Origin of the sequence: Pseudomonas sp. BJa5 (assembly GCF_030272875.2) — a bacterium.
GTDB lineage: Bacteria > Pseudomonadota > Gammaproteobacteria > Pseudomonadales > Pseudomonadaceae > Aquipseudomonas.
Window position 1 is genome coordinate 1 of sequence record NZ_JALRNG020000041.1, and the last position, 15,017, is coordinate 15,017.

General features: G+C 61.7%; 13 protein-coding genes and 1 tRNA gene. 6 read left to right on the forward strand and 8 right to left on the reverse strand.

From position 1 onward, the window contains the following. Positions 1 to 99: 99 nt before the first annotated feature. Both M2D63_RS21045 and M2D63_RS21050 read right to left on the reverse strand, forming a co-directional pair. The gene (locus tag M2D63_RS21045) at positions 100 to 987 is read right to left on the reverse strand and encodes a DMT family transporter (protein ID WP_285864940.1); all 888 of its coding nucleotides are present in this window, start codon (positions 985 to 987) and stop codon (positions 100 to 102) included. Between the two features lie 103 nt (positions 988 to 1,090). Further along, positions 1,091 to 2,113, reverse strand: a complete 1,023-nt coding sequence (locus M2D63_RS21050) for a DUF4917 family protein (RefSeq protein ID WP_285864941.1) — start codon at positions 2,111 to 2,113, stop codon at positions 1,091 to 1,093. A 108-nt stretch (positions 2,114 to 2,221) separates the two neighbouring features. Between M2D63_RS21050 and M2D63_RS21055 the strand changes: the two genes are divergently transcribed. Both M2D63_RS21055 and M2D63_RS21060 read left to right on the forward strand, forming a co-directional pair. Then, positions 2,222 to 3,295, forward strand: coding sequence for a glycerophosphodiester phosphodiesterase (locus tag M2D63_RS21055; protein ID WP_285864942.1), 1,074 nt, complete (start codon positions 2,222 to 2,224; stop codon positions 3,293 to 3,295). A gap of 69 nt (positions 3,296 to 3,364) precedes the next feature. Further along, a complete protein-coding gene (locus M2D63_RS21060; RefSeq protein ID WP_285864943.1) occupies positions 3,365 to 4,006 on the forward strand; it encodes a LysE family translocator in 642 nt (213 codons plus the stop codon). A 41-nt stretch (positions 4,007 to 4,047) separates the two neighbouring features. Here M2D63_RS21060 and M2D63_RS21065 read toward each other — a convergent pair whose 3' ends face one another. The 5 genes from M2D63_RS21065 to M2D63_RS21085 all read right to left on the reverse strand — a co-directional run bounded on the left by M2D63_RS21065 (position 4,048) and on the right by M2D63_RS21085 (position 8,366). Next, the gene (locus tag M2D63_RS21065) at positions 4,048 to 5,781 is read right to left on the reverse strand and encodes a SulP family inorganic anion transporter (protein ID WP_285864944.1); all 1,734 of its coding nucleotides are present in this window, start codon (positions 5,779 to 5,781) and stop codon (positions 4,048 to 4,050) included. Positions 5,782 to 5,988: 207 nt separating this feature from the next. Beyond that, positions 5,989 to 6,062, reverse strand: a tRNA-Gly gene (locus tag M2D63_RS21070). Positions 6,063 to 6,218: 156 nt separating this feature from the next. Next, positions 6,219 to 7,103, reverse strand: a complete 885-nt coding sequence (locus M2D63_RS21075) for an alpha/beta fold hydrolase (protein ID WP_285864945.1) — start codon at positions 7,101 to 7,103, stop codon at positions 6,219 to 6,221. A gap of 321 nt (positions 7,104 to 7,424) precedes the next feature. Continuing rightward, complete coding sequence (locus tag M2D63_RS21080; RefSeq protein ID WP_285864946.1) at positions 7,425 to 8,117, reverse strand: pseudouridine synthase; 693 nt, start codon at positions 8,115 to 8,117, stop codon at positions 7,425 to 7,427. Positions 8,118 to 8,144: 27 nt separating this feature from the next. Beyond that, the gene (locus M2D63_RS21085) at positions 8,145 to 8,366 is read right to left on the reverse strand and encodes a cysteine-rich CWC family protein (RefSeq protein ID WP_285864947.1); all 222 of its coding nucleotides are present in this window, start codon (positions 8,364 to 8,366) and stop codon (positions 8,145 to 8,147) included. Positions 8,367 to 8,592: 226 nt separating this feature from the next. On the opposite strand from M2D63_RS21085, the gene M2D63_RS21090 reads away from it, so the two are divergent. After that, positions 8,593 to 8,946: a hypothetical protein gene (locus tag M2D63_RS21090; protein WP_285864948.1), complete on the forward strand. Its 354-nt coding sequence runs from the start codon at positions 8,593 to 8,595 to the stop codon at positions 8,944 to 8,946. Between the two features lie 8 nt (positions 8,947 to 8,954). Here M2D63_RS21090 and M2D63_RS21095 read toward each other — a convergent pair whose 3' ends face one another. After that, entirely contained in the window at positions 8,955 to 10,064 is a 1,110-nt protein-coding gene (locus M2D63_RS21095; protein ID WP_285864949.1) for an enoyl-CoA hydratase/isomerase family protein, read from the reverse strand. A 126-nt stretch (positions 10,065 to 10,190) separates the two neighbouring features. On the opposite strand from M2D63_RS21095, the gene ung reads away from it, so the two are divergent. The 3 genes from ung (at position 10,191) to M2D63_RS21110 (ending at position 14,994) form a co-directional block, all read left to right on the forward strand. After that, entirely contained in the window at positions 10,191 to 10,883 is a 693-nt protein-coding gene (gene ung / locus M2D63_RS21100) for a uracil-DNA glycosylase (protein WP_285864950.1), read from the forward strand. Between the two features lie 86 nt (positions 10,884 to 10,969). Then, a complete protein-coding gene (locus tag M2D63_RS21105; RefSeq protein ID WP_285864951.1) occupies positions 10,970 to 12,901 on the forward strand; it encodes a hypothetical protein in 1,932 nt (643 codons plus the stop codon). 122 nt (positions 12,902 to 13,023) lie between these two features. Continuing rightward, positions 13,024 to 14,994 (forward strand): hypothetical protein, encoded by a 1,971-nt coding sequence (locus tag M2D63_RS21110; RefSeq protein ID WP_285864952.1) that lies wholly within the window; start codon positions 13,024 to 13,026, stop codon positions 14,992 to 14,994. The last annotated feature ends 23 nt before the right edge of the window (positions 14,995 to 15,017 follow it).

Consider the following 15,017-nt stretch of genomic DNA (forward strand, 5'->3'; position numbering starts at 1 on the left):
TTGTTTGCCATTGGCGGGTGGTGGTCTCGGGCCTTTTCTGCCGGGCGGGCAACGCCCGCCCCTCGGGTTGTTGGGGGCTTGCCCCGCGATAGGGCCCGCTCAGACCCGCACAGGCGCCGGATGCACCCGGGTCTTGCGCCCCAGCACCACCGTACCGATCACACCCGCAGCGAACACCCAGGTAATCGGCTCGACCTGCTCGCCGAAGAACAGCGCGGAAAAGGCGATGGTGAAGAAGATCTGCAGCAGCTGGATCTGGCTGACCCGGGCAATCCCGCCCAGGGCCAGGCCCGCATACCAGGCAAAGAAGCCGATGAACTGCGAGAACAGCGACACATAGCCAAAGGCCCACCAGGCCTTGGCACTGACCGGCCCCTGATGCTGCAGGGCCAGGTAGGCAACCGGCACGATCAGCAACGGGCTGGCCAGCACCAATGCCCAGCAGATCACCTGCCAGCCGCCCATCTCCCGGGCCAGGCGTCCGCCTTCGGCATAGCCCAGGCCACCGACCGCAATGGCCGCCAGCATCAGCAGGTCGCCGGCCTGGATCTGCCCGGCGCCCATGATCATCGCGTAGGCCAGCACCAGCACACTGCCCAGCGCCGCGCAGGCCCAGAAAGCCTTCGACGGTCGTTCATGGGACAACCAGGCGGCATAGAAGGCCACGCACAAGGGCTGCAGGCCGTTGACCAGGGCACCGTGGGACGCGGGCACGCTCTGCATGGCCCAGGCCGAGAACACCGGAAAACCGAGGATCACCCCCAACGCCACCAGGCTCAGGCCCTTGATCTGTTGCCAGGTCGGCCATTTCTCGCGGCGCCACAGCAGCAAGGCCGCCGCCGGAATTGCCGCCAGCAGGGCGCGGCCCAGGCCGTTGAGCAAGGGATGCATTTCCTGCACCACGATCCGGGTCATGGGCAGGGTCAGGCTGAAAATGATGACACCGAGAAGACCGAGGGCCATTCCGGTGTTTTCGCGACTGGACATGGCAAAAACCTGAGGGAATTAGTCCAGTTATTGAGCCACAGCCGCTGGGGATGATCTTGTAACAGTTGCTAACAAGTTCATCCGTACAGTTCAGCAGGCACCTTCAACGTCGCTTGCGCGCCTGTGCCGGCACCGGGACTTCCAGGTCGGGGGCGCCCAGGGGATGGCTGCTGGCGTCGAAGAAATACAACGGCAGGTCCGGCTGGTCGGCAAAGCGCTGGCTGTAGTGCTGCTTCTGGCTGACGATCGAGGCATCGCCGAGCGGCCGGATGGCAATGGCCAGGTGCGCCGGGCGTGCCTGCTTGATGGCCTGCAGCAGGTGGCGGTCAGTGCTGTCCAGGTGCTGGCCGAACAGGCACAGGCCGCCCTGGTGCGCCGCCAGTTCGCCCAGGCACCAGCTCAGGTAGTCGGAGCTGCGGATGGCCTTGAGCTTGTCGTCGCTGCTGCTTTCGTTGACGAACAGCGGCACATCGCCGGGGGTGTTGACCGCAAAGCCATCGAGCAACTGGCTGCCACTGGCGCTGCGCTGGCGGGTGCTGCCGTCCTGTTGCTTGAGCAGGTGCAGGCCACCGTGCAGGTAGAGCAGGCGGGTGCCGGCGTTGCGAGTGTGGCGGATATCGAAGTCGCCTTCTTCATCGAACAACACCTGGAAACCGTCCGGCGCCTGGCTGACGGCCCAGTGGCAAAGCAGGTCGTAGTTGCTCGAATAGACGCTCTGGTAGTTGCGCAGTTCGCGGTTGATCCGTTGCAGGCTGTCGTTCGGTATCAGGCGCCAGGGAATGTGCACGCTGCGTACGGCGTGGATCAGCGCTTCCTTGATCGCGTAGTAGCGATTGAGCGGCGCCGAGGAACTGATCGCCAGCGCGGCATTGATCCGCACCGTGGTGTTCAGGGCGCTGAGTACCGGCTCGAACAGCTCGCTGCCCAGGGATTTGAACAGGGCCTGGTCGGTCAGGCTCAGGGGTTTGTGGCGCACCCGCTGGGCCTCCTCGAACAGCGAGAAGTAGGTGAAGGGGAGCCACAGTGCGCGACTGGCGCCATTGCCCAGGAGCAATCCGCTGCAGGGGTGGGCGGCATTCAGGTCCGGCCAGCGGTGCAGGCTGGCGTCGAGGTCGGCGTGGGGCATGGGCGTCTCTTGGCTGAGTCTTTTGAACGGCGCGACTTTAGCACGCAACCGGGCTGTCATCAGTGTGGGTGACTATGCTGGATTCGCGATCAATGACGAGGACGGCCGATGCTGGCGAAAGGAATTTACCGACTCTGTGGCCTGGCACTGCTGACCCTGGCCGGGCTGGCCGAGGCCGGGGAGGGGCGCGAACTGGCGGCTCGGCAAGGTATCCCCAATCCTGCGGTGATCGCCCACCGTGGTGCATCGTTCGATGCCCCGGAGTCCACTGCCGCAGCCTATCTGCTGGCCCGCGACCTGGGTGCCGACTACCTGGAGCTGGACCTGCAGCGCACCCGCGATGGCGTGCTGGTGGCGGTGCATGACGACAACCTGCAACGCACCAGCGATGTGGCCCGGCGCTTTCCCGAGCGCAAGGGCAGCCCGGTCAGTGCCTTCAGCCTGGCCGAGCTCAAGTCGCTGGATGCCGGTAGCTGGTTCAACCAGGCCTACCCCGAACGGGCGCGAGCGGCCTTCGCGGGTCTGCGGATCCTCACTCTGGACGAGGTCATGGATATCGCCGAAGGCAACCCTGAAAAGCGCCCCGGCTTGTACATAGAAACCAAGGTACCCAGCCTGTTCCCCGGTATCGAAGCGGACCTCAAGGCCCGCCTGCAAGCACGGGGCTGGCTCGACACGCCCGGGCGGGTAGTGCTGCAGAGTTTCGATCGCAACAGCCTGGCGCTGCTGCACAAGGAGATGCCGCAGGTGCCCAAGGTGCTGTTGTTGTGGCTGGGCAAGGGCAGCATCGAGCCCGCCTCGGCGCAGACCTTCGCCGAGTCGGGCGAAACCGACAAGGCGGCGTTCTACGCCCGTCAGCAGCCGAAGAGCGCTGCCGAGTTCGAACGCTGGCTCGACTACGCCAAGGCCGCTGGCGCCATCGGCACCGGGCCGTCGGCGGCACTGACGGCGGGCGGGGCGCAGAGTTACGCCGACCTGGTACAGCCGTGGATGAACCGGATGAGCCACGACAAGGGCCTGTTGGTGCATGTGTACACCGTCGATGAAAAAGTGGATTTCGACAAAGTCATGGCGGCCGGGGTCGATGGCATCTTCACCAATCGCAGCGGACCATTGCTGCGCTATTTTGCCCGGCCACCGGCGCGTGAAGAGGCGCAGATCCTTGCGGCACACGACTATTGAGGCATTGGCCTGGAGCGGGTGGCTGCCGTAGACTCCGGCCTTTGCGCAATCGCCCAGGACCTGCTTCCCATGACTTTTTCGCTGCTGCTGGCCGTGATGGCTTCCGGTTTTATCTATGGCATTACCCCGGGACCGGGCGTACTGGCGGTGCTCGGCATCGGTGCGGCCCGTGGACGGCGTGCCGGTGCCGGGTTCCTCTGCGGTCATCTGCTGGGCGATGTGATTTGGTGCAGCACGGCGCTGGTGGCGATTGTCGGTGCGCGGCAGATCGGCAGTTCGGTGTTCGACATCCTCGGCCTGCTCAGCGGCCTGTACCTGTTCTGGCTGGGCCTGCGTGCGCTGCGCAGCCGCCCGGGCAACGGTGATGGCGAGCAGGGGCCGGTGCGCAAGCCGTTCTGGCACGGTGTCGTCTTCGGCCTGACCAACCCCAAGGCCTACCCGGTGGCCGTGGCCACCTTCACCGCCTTGCTCTCCAGCCGCGCCGAATCGCTGGACTGGTCGATGCTGCCGATGCTGATCGCCCTGAGCTTCGTCGGCGGCCTGCTGGCCTACGCGATCCTGGTCGCCGTAGTCGGCGCCCGCCAGGTGCGCACCCTCTACACCCGCTATGAACTGTGGATCACCCGGGCCTGCGGGGTGATGTTCATCGGCTTTGCCATCAACGCGCTGATGCATGCCTTGCCGGGGTTGATGCCGCGTTCCGAGGGTTGATTATCCTGAGCGGGCTCAGCTATCGCGGGACAAGCCCGCTCCTACACGGAATCTGTAGGAGCGGGCTTGTCCCGCGATGCAGTCACCGCATCCCGACGACTGCGATTACGCCACAACCGATACGCCCTGATGCCCGAGCGCACCGAGCCGAACAGCATCCCGTTTTCCATTTCCCGGGCGATCCCTGAGCGCACCAGCATGCGCAAAAAGCTTCCACGCGCCCGGGCGATGCCGAAGTGGATGCCGCGCGCCTTGAGGGTGTCGCGCACCTCGCGCAGGGCAGCGATGCCGCTGACATCGATGGAACTGACCGCCTCGGCATCGAACAGCACGGCCCGCGGCTCGGCCTCGCCCTGCACCGCTTCGAGCAGGCGCATCTTGAAGTAGTCGGCATTGAAGAACAGGATCGCGTCATCGAAGCGATACACCACCAGCCCCTTTACCGTGCGGGCATCCTTGTAGCGATGGATATCCACCTGGCCTTCGATGCCCGGCACCCAGCCGAGCACCGCGTCGGTGGGTTGGTAGATGCTGTAGAGCAGGCGCAGGATGGCCAGGGTCACGGCGATGATGATGCCCGGCAGCACGCCGACACCCAGTACGCCCACCGTGGTCAGCACGCACAACCAGAACTCGAAGCGGCTGAGTTTGCGGATCTTGCCCAGTGATTTGATATCGATCAGGCCCCAGCCGGCCATCAGCAGCACGGCGCCCAGGGCGGCCTGGGGAATCCAGGCCATCGGCGCGGTGAAGAACAGCAGGATAAGGGCGATCACCAGGGCAGCGATGATGCCCACCAGCTGGCTCTTGCCGCCGACCATGTCGTTGACCGCGGTACGCGAGTCGGCGCCGCTGATAGCAAAGCCCTGGGACACCCCGGCGGCAATGTTGGTGACACCCAGTGCCAGAAACTCATGGTTGGCATTGATCGTATCGCCGTGGCGGGCGGCGAAGCTGCGGGCGGTCAACATGGCACTGCAAAAGCTCACGGTGGCGATACCCAGGGCGTCGCGCATCAGGCTTTTCATTTCTGCCAGGTTGGTTTGTGGCCAGGCCAACTCGGGAATGCCGGAAGGGACTGTGCCCAGTACCGCTACGCCGAAGCGGTCCAGGCCGAAGAGCGCGACCACCAGGGTGGCCAGCGCCACGGTGACCAGCGCCGCCGGCAGGCGCGGAAAACGGCGTGGCAGCCAGATCAGCAGGGCCAGGCCGGCCAGGCCGATGCTCAGGGTCACCCAGTGGATTTCATTCAGGCGCTGGGCGAAATTGATCAGGCTCAGGAAAAAACCGTCGCCTTCGATGCGAAATCCGACCACCTTGCCCACCTGCCCGGCCAGCAGGCTCAGGCCGATACCGTTGAGGTAGCCGATCAGGATCGGTCGCGAGAAAAAGCTGGCAATGAACCCGGCCCGCGCCACCCCGGCGCCGATCAGCATCAAGCCCACCAGCACCGTGATGATCACCGACAACTGCGCCAGCCGCTGCGGATCGCCCAGCGCCAGCGGGGCAATGGCGCCGGCGACCATGGCGCAGGTTGCCGCATCGGGCCCGACCATCAACTGTCGCGAACTGCCGACCAGAGCATAGACCATCATCGGCAGGATGCAGGCGTACAGCCCGTACTGCGGCGGCAGGCCGACGATCTGCGCATAGGCGATGGCAATCGGAATCTGGATGGCGGCCACGGACAATCCGGCCTGCAGGTCAGCGTGAAACCACTCGCGGCGGTAATGCAGCAGGTTGGCCAGGCCCGGGAGCCAGCGGGAGAGCGACATGAACGGGTCCTTTCGAGCGTTTGCGATACCGCGCGAGGTGCGCAATAGGCTCATTAAAGCGCACCCGGTCATTCCTGACAGGGCGTCAGATCAAAAGACAGCGTCATTGTGCCCGGGAAAACGGGGCAGGGCAGGGATGCGATCGGAAAGTGGATACTGCGAGGGCGGTCGGCCGGTGTTTCAGCTGAGCTGAAACTTTGGGGAAACTGGAGCGGGTGAAGGGAATCGAACCCTCGTTATCAGCTTGGGAAGCTGGAGTAATGCCATTATACGACACCCGCTTGCAGGCCTGACTTTTTACCAGAAGCATGCTGCGATTTGAAGCCCGACCTTGAAAAAATCACAGGTGTAGTGGCCGATAGCGCGAGGTCCTGACTCTTCCTTCTGCCCATGCGGGCCGCTGATGCAGGAGGCTGCGCTACCGAAAGCCACAGGTTTCAGATCGCCAGTGCATGATGCTCCTGGACGTACTGGTAACGTACGCGGGATTCCCGTACCGCCGGCTTGAGGAAGCTCAACATGGCCTCGCGGGTCTCGTCGCAGGCGGCCTTGTGTTCCATGTCGAGGAAGTGGCCGGCGGCGCGGATCTCGCTGAAGTGGCTGTTGCGCACATGCTGGCTGAACTGCCGGGCGTCATCGATGGTGGTGTACTCGTCCCACTCGCCATTGATGAACAGCACCGGGATGTCGATCACTCGGGCCGAGCGCAGGGCATTGTCCAGGTCGTGTTCGAGCACCTGGTTGATGTGGAAGTGCATCTGCGCGTACTCGTGGTTGTCCAGGGTACTGACATGCCGGTAGTTGAAGCGCTTGAACAGCGACGGCAGGTGCTTGCCGATGGTGTCGTTGACCAGGTTGCCGACCTGGTAGCGATCGCAGGCGCTCAAGAACTGGCAGCCGCGCTCGAGGTAGTCGCGCATCGGCTCGTTGATCACCGGCGAGAACGAGCTGACCACCGCCTTCTCGATGCGCCGCGGCTTGTGCGCCAGGGCCAGCAGGGTGCAGGCGCCGCCCCAGGAGAACGACATCACGTGGTCGGCGCCGAAGTGGTCGATCAGCTCCAGCAGGATCTGCCCTTCGGTCTCCTTGGTCAGCAAGCGCTCGTGGTGGTTGTGCGCCTTGGACTTGCCGGCATAGGGCTGATCGTAGAGCACTACGTTGAATTGCGGATGCAGGTTGCGCACCGTCTGGGCAAAGGACGCTGTCGTGGCCAACGAGCCATTGATCAGGATGATCGTCTTCTCAGCGGCGTCTGCGCGATAGAACTCCGTGTAAACCCGATACTGACCTTGTATATCAAGCACAGCAATTTCTGGCCTCATGTCGTCGACTCCTGGCGCAAAAAGGGTGTTCGCACATGCAAGGATGCGCGTTCTTTATGACAGGTAGGCATACGCCTTGAAGAGAAGCTGAGGGCCCTTGCCGATCCGCTGTCGCTGGTCGACGGGTATTGTTCTAGGTGGGCAAATTCGCCGGACTCCAAGGCTTCGAGGCACAGGTAGCCGGCAAAAAAGGTGTCTTGGACTACGGGCGTGACCGTTGAGTCACATGCAGACCGACGATTCGATTCAAGCAGGCGCCAGAGCATCCCGCAAGTGCCTTTGGGGCATTTGACGAAATCTTTCTGCCAGGCGGTCGTCGCCTCAGATCGCCTGGATTTCCTCGGGGTAGAGCGCGCGGTACTCGCCCGGGCGCAGGTCCGGGTCCAGTTGCAGCGGGCCCATGCGTTCGCGGTGCAGGCGCAGCACCTTGTTGTCGAAGTGGCCGAACATGCGCTTGACCTGGTGGTAGCGGCCTTCGATGATGCCGAGGCGGGCGCTGCGCGGGCCCAGCAGGGTCAGCTCGGCAGGCAGGGTGGTGAGGTCTTCGAAGGCGAAGTAGAAGCCCTGGCGGAATTTTTCGATGTAGTGTTCGCCGATCTCCTGCTCGGTCTCGACGTAGTAGATCTTGGGCAGTTTGGTCTGGGGCTGGGTCAGGCGTCGCGACCACTGGCCGTCATTGGTCAGCAGCATCAGCCCGGTGGTGTTGAAGTCCAGGCGCCCGGCGATGTGCAAATCCTGGGTGTCAGGTTCGTCGATCAGTTCGAGGACGGTTGGGTGCTGTGGGTCCTGGGTGGCACTGACGCAGCCCTGGGGTTTGTGCAGCATCAGGTAGCGCAGTGGGCGCCCGGCTTGCAGCAGTTGGTCGTCGACCTCGATGCGGCTGAACTCGCGCACCTCAAGGCGCGGGTCGCTGACGCAATAACCGTCCACACGTACCCTGCGCTCGACCAGCAGCAGGCGCACTTGCTGGCGGTTGAAGCAGGGCAGGTTGCTGAGGAATCGATCGAGACGCATACAGTGCCAAACGCAGGGCGTGCCAGTTTAACTGCTGGGAGTGGCCCTGGCAGCCTGCAATTGCGCCTCGACCTCGGCGCAGCGCGGGCACAGGCAGGCCTTGTCACGCAGCTCGGCGGGCAAGGCGTCGAGGACCTTGGGGTCGATGCTCACGCCGTAGCACCAGCAGGCCTGGGCCGCCGTACGCGGGTCGGCAAGGCTGCAATGGTTGCTGGCGCCACAGGCGGGGCAGCGGCGGGTGTCGTTCATGGGCGCGGTCATTGAGGGTCGGATCGGTTGTGCAGGGTATCCTCGGCTGGCAACTTGCTCAAGCCGCTGCCGGTGGTCAGTTTTTATCGAACGGCCTTGTATCAATTTATTGCGGCAATGGCACCAGAGCCGTTTTCGTCAGTCTTATACAGTGTCGATGAACGCTTGCCGATCGACGCCGACCAGCGCCGCTGGAACGGGCAGTTTCGCGGTCCGGGAGGCCGCCATGTATCGCCGACTGTTGCTGATGGTTGTGCTGAGTGTGCTGACAACTGCTTGTGTCCCCTACGGAGGTAATGGTTACTACCGAACCGAGGTCTATACCGTCGACCGCTACGGTTATTCAGGTTATTACCGGTCGCCCCAACCCTACCATCGCGGCTACTACGTAGTGCCGCCGCCGCGCTATTACGCGCCACCGCCGCATTACTACCGTCCTGCGCCCCACGGTTACTACCGTGAAACGCCGCACAACTATTACAAGCCCTACCCAGGTCGCGGGTATGACCGATACCGCCATGGCCCGTCACGCTACGACCGTAACCGGGGCGGTTGGCCGGATCGCAACTGGCGTCGCTGAGGCGCAGCTCAAGCCAGGTCGGCCAATGGATGACGGCCCTCCCATGCCTTGCTGAAATGCGCCTCGATCACCGCCGTTGGCACCTGGGCGATATCCGCCCAGTGCCAGCGCGGTTTCTGGTCCTTGTCGATCAGGCGCGCGCGCACCCCTTCGCTGAACTCCGGATGCCGGCAGCAATTGAGGCTCATGGCGTATTCCATCTGGAACACCTGGGCCAGTGACAGATGGCGGGCGCGCTGGATCTGTTGCCAGACCAGGTGGGCGGTCAAGGGGCAGCCCTCGAGCATGGTTTGCGCGGCCTTGGCCAGTAGCGGATCGGCATGGTTGCGCAGTCGGGCAATGGCGCGCCAGGCACAGACCGGGTCGGCGACATCGAGCAGGGCATCGATCTGCTTGCGCCTTGGCAGCCACTGGGCCTCGGGCCACTGGGCCTGGGTGCCATGTTGCTGGGCCTTGAGCAGGCTGTTGAGCTGTAGGGCGGTCTGTTCCTGCCAGTTCAGTTGCAGCAGGTCGTCGAGCAGCTCCTGCTGCTGGTTTTCACCCAGCAAACGATCGGCCAGGCCCAGGTCCAGGGCATCGGTCGCATTGATCGGCGCGCCGGTCAGGCCGAGGAACAGGCCGAGCTTGCCCGGCAGGCGGGACAGGAACCAACTGCCGCCGACATCCGGGTACAGGCCGATGCTGATTTCCGGCATGGCCAGGCGGCTGCTCGGAGTCAGCACGCGGATACTGGCCCCTTGCAACAGCCCCATGCCGCCACCCAGCACATGACCATGCCCCCAGCAGATCAGGGGCTTGGGGTAGGTGTGCAGGCGATAGTCGAGACGGTATTCCGCGGCAAAAAAATGCGCTGCCAGTGGTGGAACCTGGCCTGGATGGTCGCGGCAAGCCTGGGCCAGGCTGCGTACCTCGCCACCGGCACAGAAGGCCTTGGTACCACTGCCACGCAGCAACACACAGACGATTTCCGGCTCATTGGCCCAGGCCTTGAGCTGCTCGTCGAGCACTTCGATCATCGGCAGCGACAAGGCATTGAGTGTTTGCGGCGCATTGAGGGTGGCGACGCCGATGCGGGCGCCGTCGACACCGGTGAGTTCTTCGCACAGTACAGCAGCCATGGCCGACCTCTTGGTTGATCCGCTCAAGTATGGTCGCTGTGGACGATTTCGGCGGTCGCCGGTCGGATCGATTGACAAGCGCTAGCGGCTTTCCTAGTGTCGCGCCATTGTTTTACGGACTTGACCATGACTGACGACGACCGCATCAAACTTGAACCCAGTTGGAAGGAGGCCCTGCGCGCCGAGTTCGACCAGCCCTACATGCGTGAGCTGCGCGAATTCCTGCGCCAGGAGTATGCCGCCGGCAAGGAAATCTACCCGCCAGGGCCGCTGATCTTCAATGCGCTCAATTCCACGCCGCTTGACCAGGTCAAGGTGGTGATCCTCGGCCAGGACCCGTACCACGGCCCGGGCCAGGCCCATGGCCTGTGTTTCTCGGTGCAACCGGGCGTGCCGGCACCACCCTCGCTGGTGAATATCTACAAGGAGTTGCACCGCGACCTCAACATCGAGATCCCCACGCACGGCTGCCTGCAGTCCTGGGCCGACCAAGGCGTGCTGCTGCTCAACACCACCATGACCGTCGAGCGTGCCAACGCGGCGTCGCATGCCAACAAGGGCTGGCAGTACTTCACCGACCGCATCATCGAGGTGGTCAGCGAACACCAGCCCAACAGCGTGTTCCTGCTCTGGGGCGCCCATGCCCAGAGCAAGCAGAAGCTGATCGATGCCAGCAAGCACCTGGTGCTCAAGTCGGTGCATCCCTCGCCCTTGTCGGCTTATCGTGGTTTCCTCGGGTGCGGCCATTTCAGCCAGGCCAACCGCTTTCTCGAACAGCGCGGGCTGGCCCCGATCGACTGGCGCCTGCCGCCGGTTTGAGTGCCGCTACCTAGCATTTTTGCCAGTTTCGAGCATTCACCTTCAGGTGTTGAATAGCCCTGACTCTCACCAACGGAGCAGGGCACATGACCTCCAGCAGGACACTCGCCAGCGGGCTCATTGACGCGTCCATCCTGAGGCTGGATGCGCCTGTAATCCCCAAGGCCTTGCCGCTGCTGGAGGATGAGTCCGCCTGGCATATCCATCGTCGGCATCGTCAGGAACCGTTGGCGGTCAGGGTCGAGCAGGTCTGGCCGAATCATGCGGTGCCTGTGCCCACTGTGGTGGAGCTGATCTGGGATGGTGATCCGGTCGGAGAGCCGGTTGAGCTACCTGCGTTATTCCAGCCGAACGATCACTTCCCCTTGACGCTGTGGCTGCCGGAGGAGTGCCTGGGGTTTGCTGGTAACTTTCGCTTGATCTACCGTGTGACAGCGCTGAATCCGGCAGACTCCATGCCATTGTTGGTCAGGCTTGACAGTGAGGCACCCAACTTTGGTGGAACGCCCGGAAGACTTGGCTTCCCCGACCCGATCGACACTACCGGGATCACTGAAGAATACCTGCAGAACAACGATGATCAGGTGCTGGCGACGATCAGTAAATGGCCGGATATTCGTCTCGAAGACCGGGTGTATTACTTCTGGGACCTCGATCTGCTCAACGGCTTTCCGCGGATCGAGGAGGCTGACGGTCATGTCGAAATCACCGATACCAATCAAGATCCGGTGATTGTGCCGTTTTCCGGTGCCTTCCTGCGTACTCGCCGGAACGGGCCGCACACGGTTCACTGTATTCTCGAAGATCGATCCGGTAACTCGGGCCCTGCTTCATTGGCAGCTTCGGTTACCGTCGCGCTGGAGGTCTTGCCTGACTTACCGTTACCCAGGGTTCCTCTGGTCGAGGACGGGCTGATCGACCTTGTGGATGCGGTAACAGGCGTGTGGGTGGAGGTGCCGCTGATCGAAGGGGCGCAACCAGGCGACGTCTTGCAAGTCTATTGGAACGGTGAGGCCCTCGCTCTCTATGAACTGAATGACCCTCAGCAGTGGCCTGCCGCAATGGACGTGCCTTGGGAGGTGCTGAGCAAGGATGCCCTGTACGAGCGACAACCACCGGTAAGGGTCTACTACCGTTGGCAGCGTTCGGGAAGCTTCGATCGTCGATCGGAATCGATTTTCGTCGATGTTGACCTTACCGTCGCAGGTCCGGTGCACCCTGAGTTCCCGGCACCGGAAAACCCGCTGCTGCTGCCGTTGCCGGTGGTCAGGGGGGAGCAGGGCGACAATCAGCTCGGCGACCCGGATTTCGAACTCGATGCCCGGGTGGAGCTGGAGCTGCCTGAGCGCATGTCGGCTGGCGACAGGCTGGAGCTTTTCTGGGGGCGACACCCGGATCCTGTGGATAGCCACCAGGTGCAGCCGGGTGAAGAGGCCGGGAGCCTTGTCAGCTTTCGCGTGCCGTGGTCCATCATCCTTGAGCAAGGTAACCATCCTGCCTTGCCCATGTTCTACCGCACCTTCAATGGGGTGAACTACCAGCGTTCGCAGGCGGTTGAGGTACTCGTCGACATCAGCCGCATCGCGGTGTTGGCCTGGCCGGAGTTTCCCGATGCCGATCGCTGGGGCTGGATCAAGTGCAACAGCCCGCACGCTCCGTCGCTGGGTGTCAGAGTTCGGATACCGGGGGATCAGCAGCAATTGCAGGAAGGGGATCGTTGCGAAGTCATCTGGCAGGGTTGTCGTAACAACAACGGCTCGGATTTTATCGCAGCCACCTTTCAGGTCATTGCTCGCCCTGCGCCACTGGACCCCACTGAAGCCGAAGAGGGATTCATTGAGTTGCAGGGTTCGTTTGATCCATTTATCCGCGAGCCCGCCACAATAAACGGTTCGGCCAGAGTGTATTACCGGATACAGCGAGATGATGGTTCATTGTTGTATTCGAAAGTCAATATTGTGCGTTTGTCAATTCTCTACCCGGGAACAGGGTATTTGTGTCTTGGTGCCTATGTATGACACCTATGGCAGCAAGTAAGTACGTAAGTTGAAGTTGGAGCATTGTTTACCTGACGCTTGTCTGGCATGCGATGGTGGCCGACAAAGTGTTTTACAGTGATTATCAAAACAGGAGCTGGATCATGACCAAGTTCGAGTCGGCACCGACGTTGCCAACACGGGTTCAAAAAAAACCACGTTCGCCCTCGCTTCGTACTTTACCGCCGTTGACGGTGGGAAACGCGCTGCCTGATCTTGATCCCAATCAACCCAACCTGCTGCCATCGAGCGAGGTGAGCGCTGAGCTGCAAATTGCTTACTTCACGGAGAATGCCCCCCCGGGAGCAGGCTTTATTGCTTTGTATTTACTTCCTGATCTTGCCAGGCCGATTTTTACAGAAGCTATTGCATGGCCACCTGCGGCAAACGATTTTCCCTTGACTTTCAGCGTCGGTCTTGAACTGCTTGGTGGTCATGGCATCAAAGACCTCAGGTATATAGTCACGAATTCGGTTGAAAACGAGTCAGGGTCAGGAACATTACGCATCAGCATCGACCGGCTGCCCCCCCACAATGGCCTGCCAACCTTGCCCCTGAGTTTTCCCGCTGACTTGCCGGACGGTGTCATTACACCCAGCTACCTGGATGCACACGGTGGTGTGACGTTTGGAATTCCTGACTACATCGGATGGGCGCCGGGTGATCGCTTTGAGGTGTTCTGGAGGAATCAGGTCGCCCCCATCGCGTCCGGGGCGGTCAATAACTTTCCCTTGTCCTTTACTTTGGATGCCGAGCTCATCAGAGGCTTTGGCGAAGGTACTGGCGAATTGTCGTATCGACTTTATGACTATGCGGGTAATCCGACAACCCGTGAAGACACACGTACCGAGATTCGTGTGCTACTGAAAGATCCACCCGCCAACCTGCCACTACCGCGTATCCCCCAGGCCAGTGGTGAGGACGGCGAAGACCTGTTCATATCCTTGAATGAAGCACGTGGTGGGGCCATCGTGTTGATCGACGCATATGACAATGCTCAGGACGGTGACAGGATTGTCGTGAAACTAGGCGCCAGGGAGGTCGATGATACGGTATTGAGCAGTGGCTACACCTTCCCGATCGAGCTTGAACTGCCGTACGCCGAGCTCATGGGGCACTCGGGAGCTCCCCAGTATCGGGAGAATGTCAGCTATTACGTGTTCCGTCATTTCGAAACTCCGTCAGACGCTGTAGCAGTGGATTTCGATCTGCGAGTGCCAGGCCCTGGTCCGGACCCCGAGAATCCTTCGCCCATTAATGATGAACTGGAGCAGGCAGATCTGATTCCTGCTGTCTCGACCGAGATGAACAAGCTGACGCCCGAGGATGTTGGGGAGGATGCGATTATCCGGGTTCCACTCTATCCTGGCGCCACCGAGACTGATGTCTTGCGGGTCCTTTACCAAGGTCAACTTGTGGAAGGTTCAGAGCGCAGTCCGACGGCGGCGGAAATTGCCCAAGGCCATATGGACTTCGTCTTGCCCTGGGCGAGAATTGAAGAGGTTGGTAATGGCCTTCGCGATGTAGCCTACGAACTGTCTGATGGTGACTGGGATAAAGCCCATCAACGTTCACCCGCACAAGCTGTTGAGGTGTCGGTCATTTCACTGCTAGTGCTGGCTCCACCCCAAGTAGTCAGCAGGACTTCGCCCGGAGGCTTCATTAATTGCTCTTCGGCGCCGTGGCTGGGCATTCGCGTTCGTTTGCAAGATGCCAGCAATGTTCGCGTGGGTGATACTTACGAATTGTCCTGGCACATGATTGAAGTTACAGACTGGACTCCCCCCATCACCGAGGAACCGATCGAGTCGACCCGTACTACCTTTAGCGGGACTTTCAGTACAGCCGCCGAGGTGACATCCGGTATCGTGATCGATGTTCCCTGGGAGCCTAACATCTATCCGGCGGTGCAGGGGTACGTCGCGATGACTTGGAAAACCCATAGGGAAAGTAGCTCGAAAGGTCGATCTCTTGAACCTATTGGGCAGTCGGCCGAAGCAAGGGTGGTGTTCTCCCGGCGTGCGGCGGGTGGTTGCATTTGTGATGCGCAGACCTCTTGCACTCGAGTTGCTTGAGATTCGCATAAGTTGATCCAGGG

What these genes read in the sequence shown, in the direction of transcription:
- M2D63_RS21080 (WP_285864946.1), bottom strand. Translation starts at nt 8,117, where the DNA reads ATGCGTCTCGATCGATTCCTCAGCAACCTGCCCTGCTTCAACCGCCAG.
- M2D63_RS21075 (WP_285864945.1), bottom strand. Translation starts at nt 7,103, where the DNA reads ATGAGGCCAGAAATTGCTGTGCTTGATATACAAGGTCAGTATCGGGTT.
- M2D63_RS21065 (WP_285864944.1), bottom strand. Translation starts at nt 5,781, where the DNA reads ATGTCGCTCTCCCGCTGGCTCCCGGGCCTGGCCAACCTGCTGCATTAC.
- M2D63_RS21110 (WP_285864952.1), top strand. Translation starts at nt 13,024, where the DNA reads ATGACCAAGTTCGAGTCGGCACCGACGTTGCCAACACGGGTTCAAAAA.
- M2D63_RS21105 (WP_285864951.1), top strand. Translation starts at nt 10,970, where the DNA reads ATGACCTCCAGCAGGACACTCGCCAGCGGGCTCATTGACGCGTCCATC.
- M2D63_RS21085 (WP_285864947.1), bottom strand. Translation starts at nt 8,366, where the DNA reads ATGAACGACACCCGCCGCTGCCCCGCCTGTGGCGCCAGCAACCATTGC.
- M2D63_RS21060 (WP_285864943.1), top strand. Translation starts at nt 3,365, where the DNA reads ATGACTTTTTCGCTGCTGCTGGCCGTGATGGCTTCCGGTTTTATCTAT.
- M2D63_RS21055 (WP_285864942.1), top strand. Translation starts at nt 2,222, where the DNA reads ATGCTGGCGAAAGGAATTTACCGACTCTGTGGCCTGGCACTGCTGACC.
- M2D63_RS21045 (WP_285864940.1), bottom strand. Translation starts at nt 987, where the DNA reads ATGTCCAGTCGCGAAAACACCGGAATGGCCCTCGGTCTTCTCGGTGTC.
- M2D63_RS21095 (WP_285864949.1), bottom strand. Translation starts at nt 10,064, where the DNA reads ATGGCTGCTGTACTGTGCGAAGAACTCACCGGTGTCGACGGCGCCCGC.
- M2D63_RS21090 (WP_285864948.1), top strand. Translation starts at nt 8,593, where the DNA reads ATGTATCGCCGACTGTTGCTGATGGTTGTGCTGAGTGTGCTGACAACT.
- ung (WP_285864950.1), top strand. Translation starts at nt 10,191, where the DNA reads ATGACTGACGACGACCGCATCAAACTTGAACCCAGTTGGAAGGAGGCC.
- M2D63_RS21050 (WP_285864941.1), bottom strand. Translation starts at nt 2,113, where the DNA reads ATGCCCCACGCCGACCTCGACGCCAGCCTGCACCGCTGGCCGGACCTG.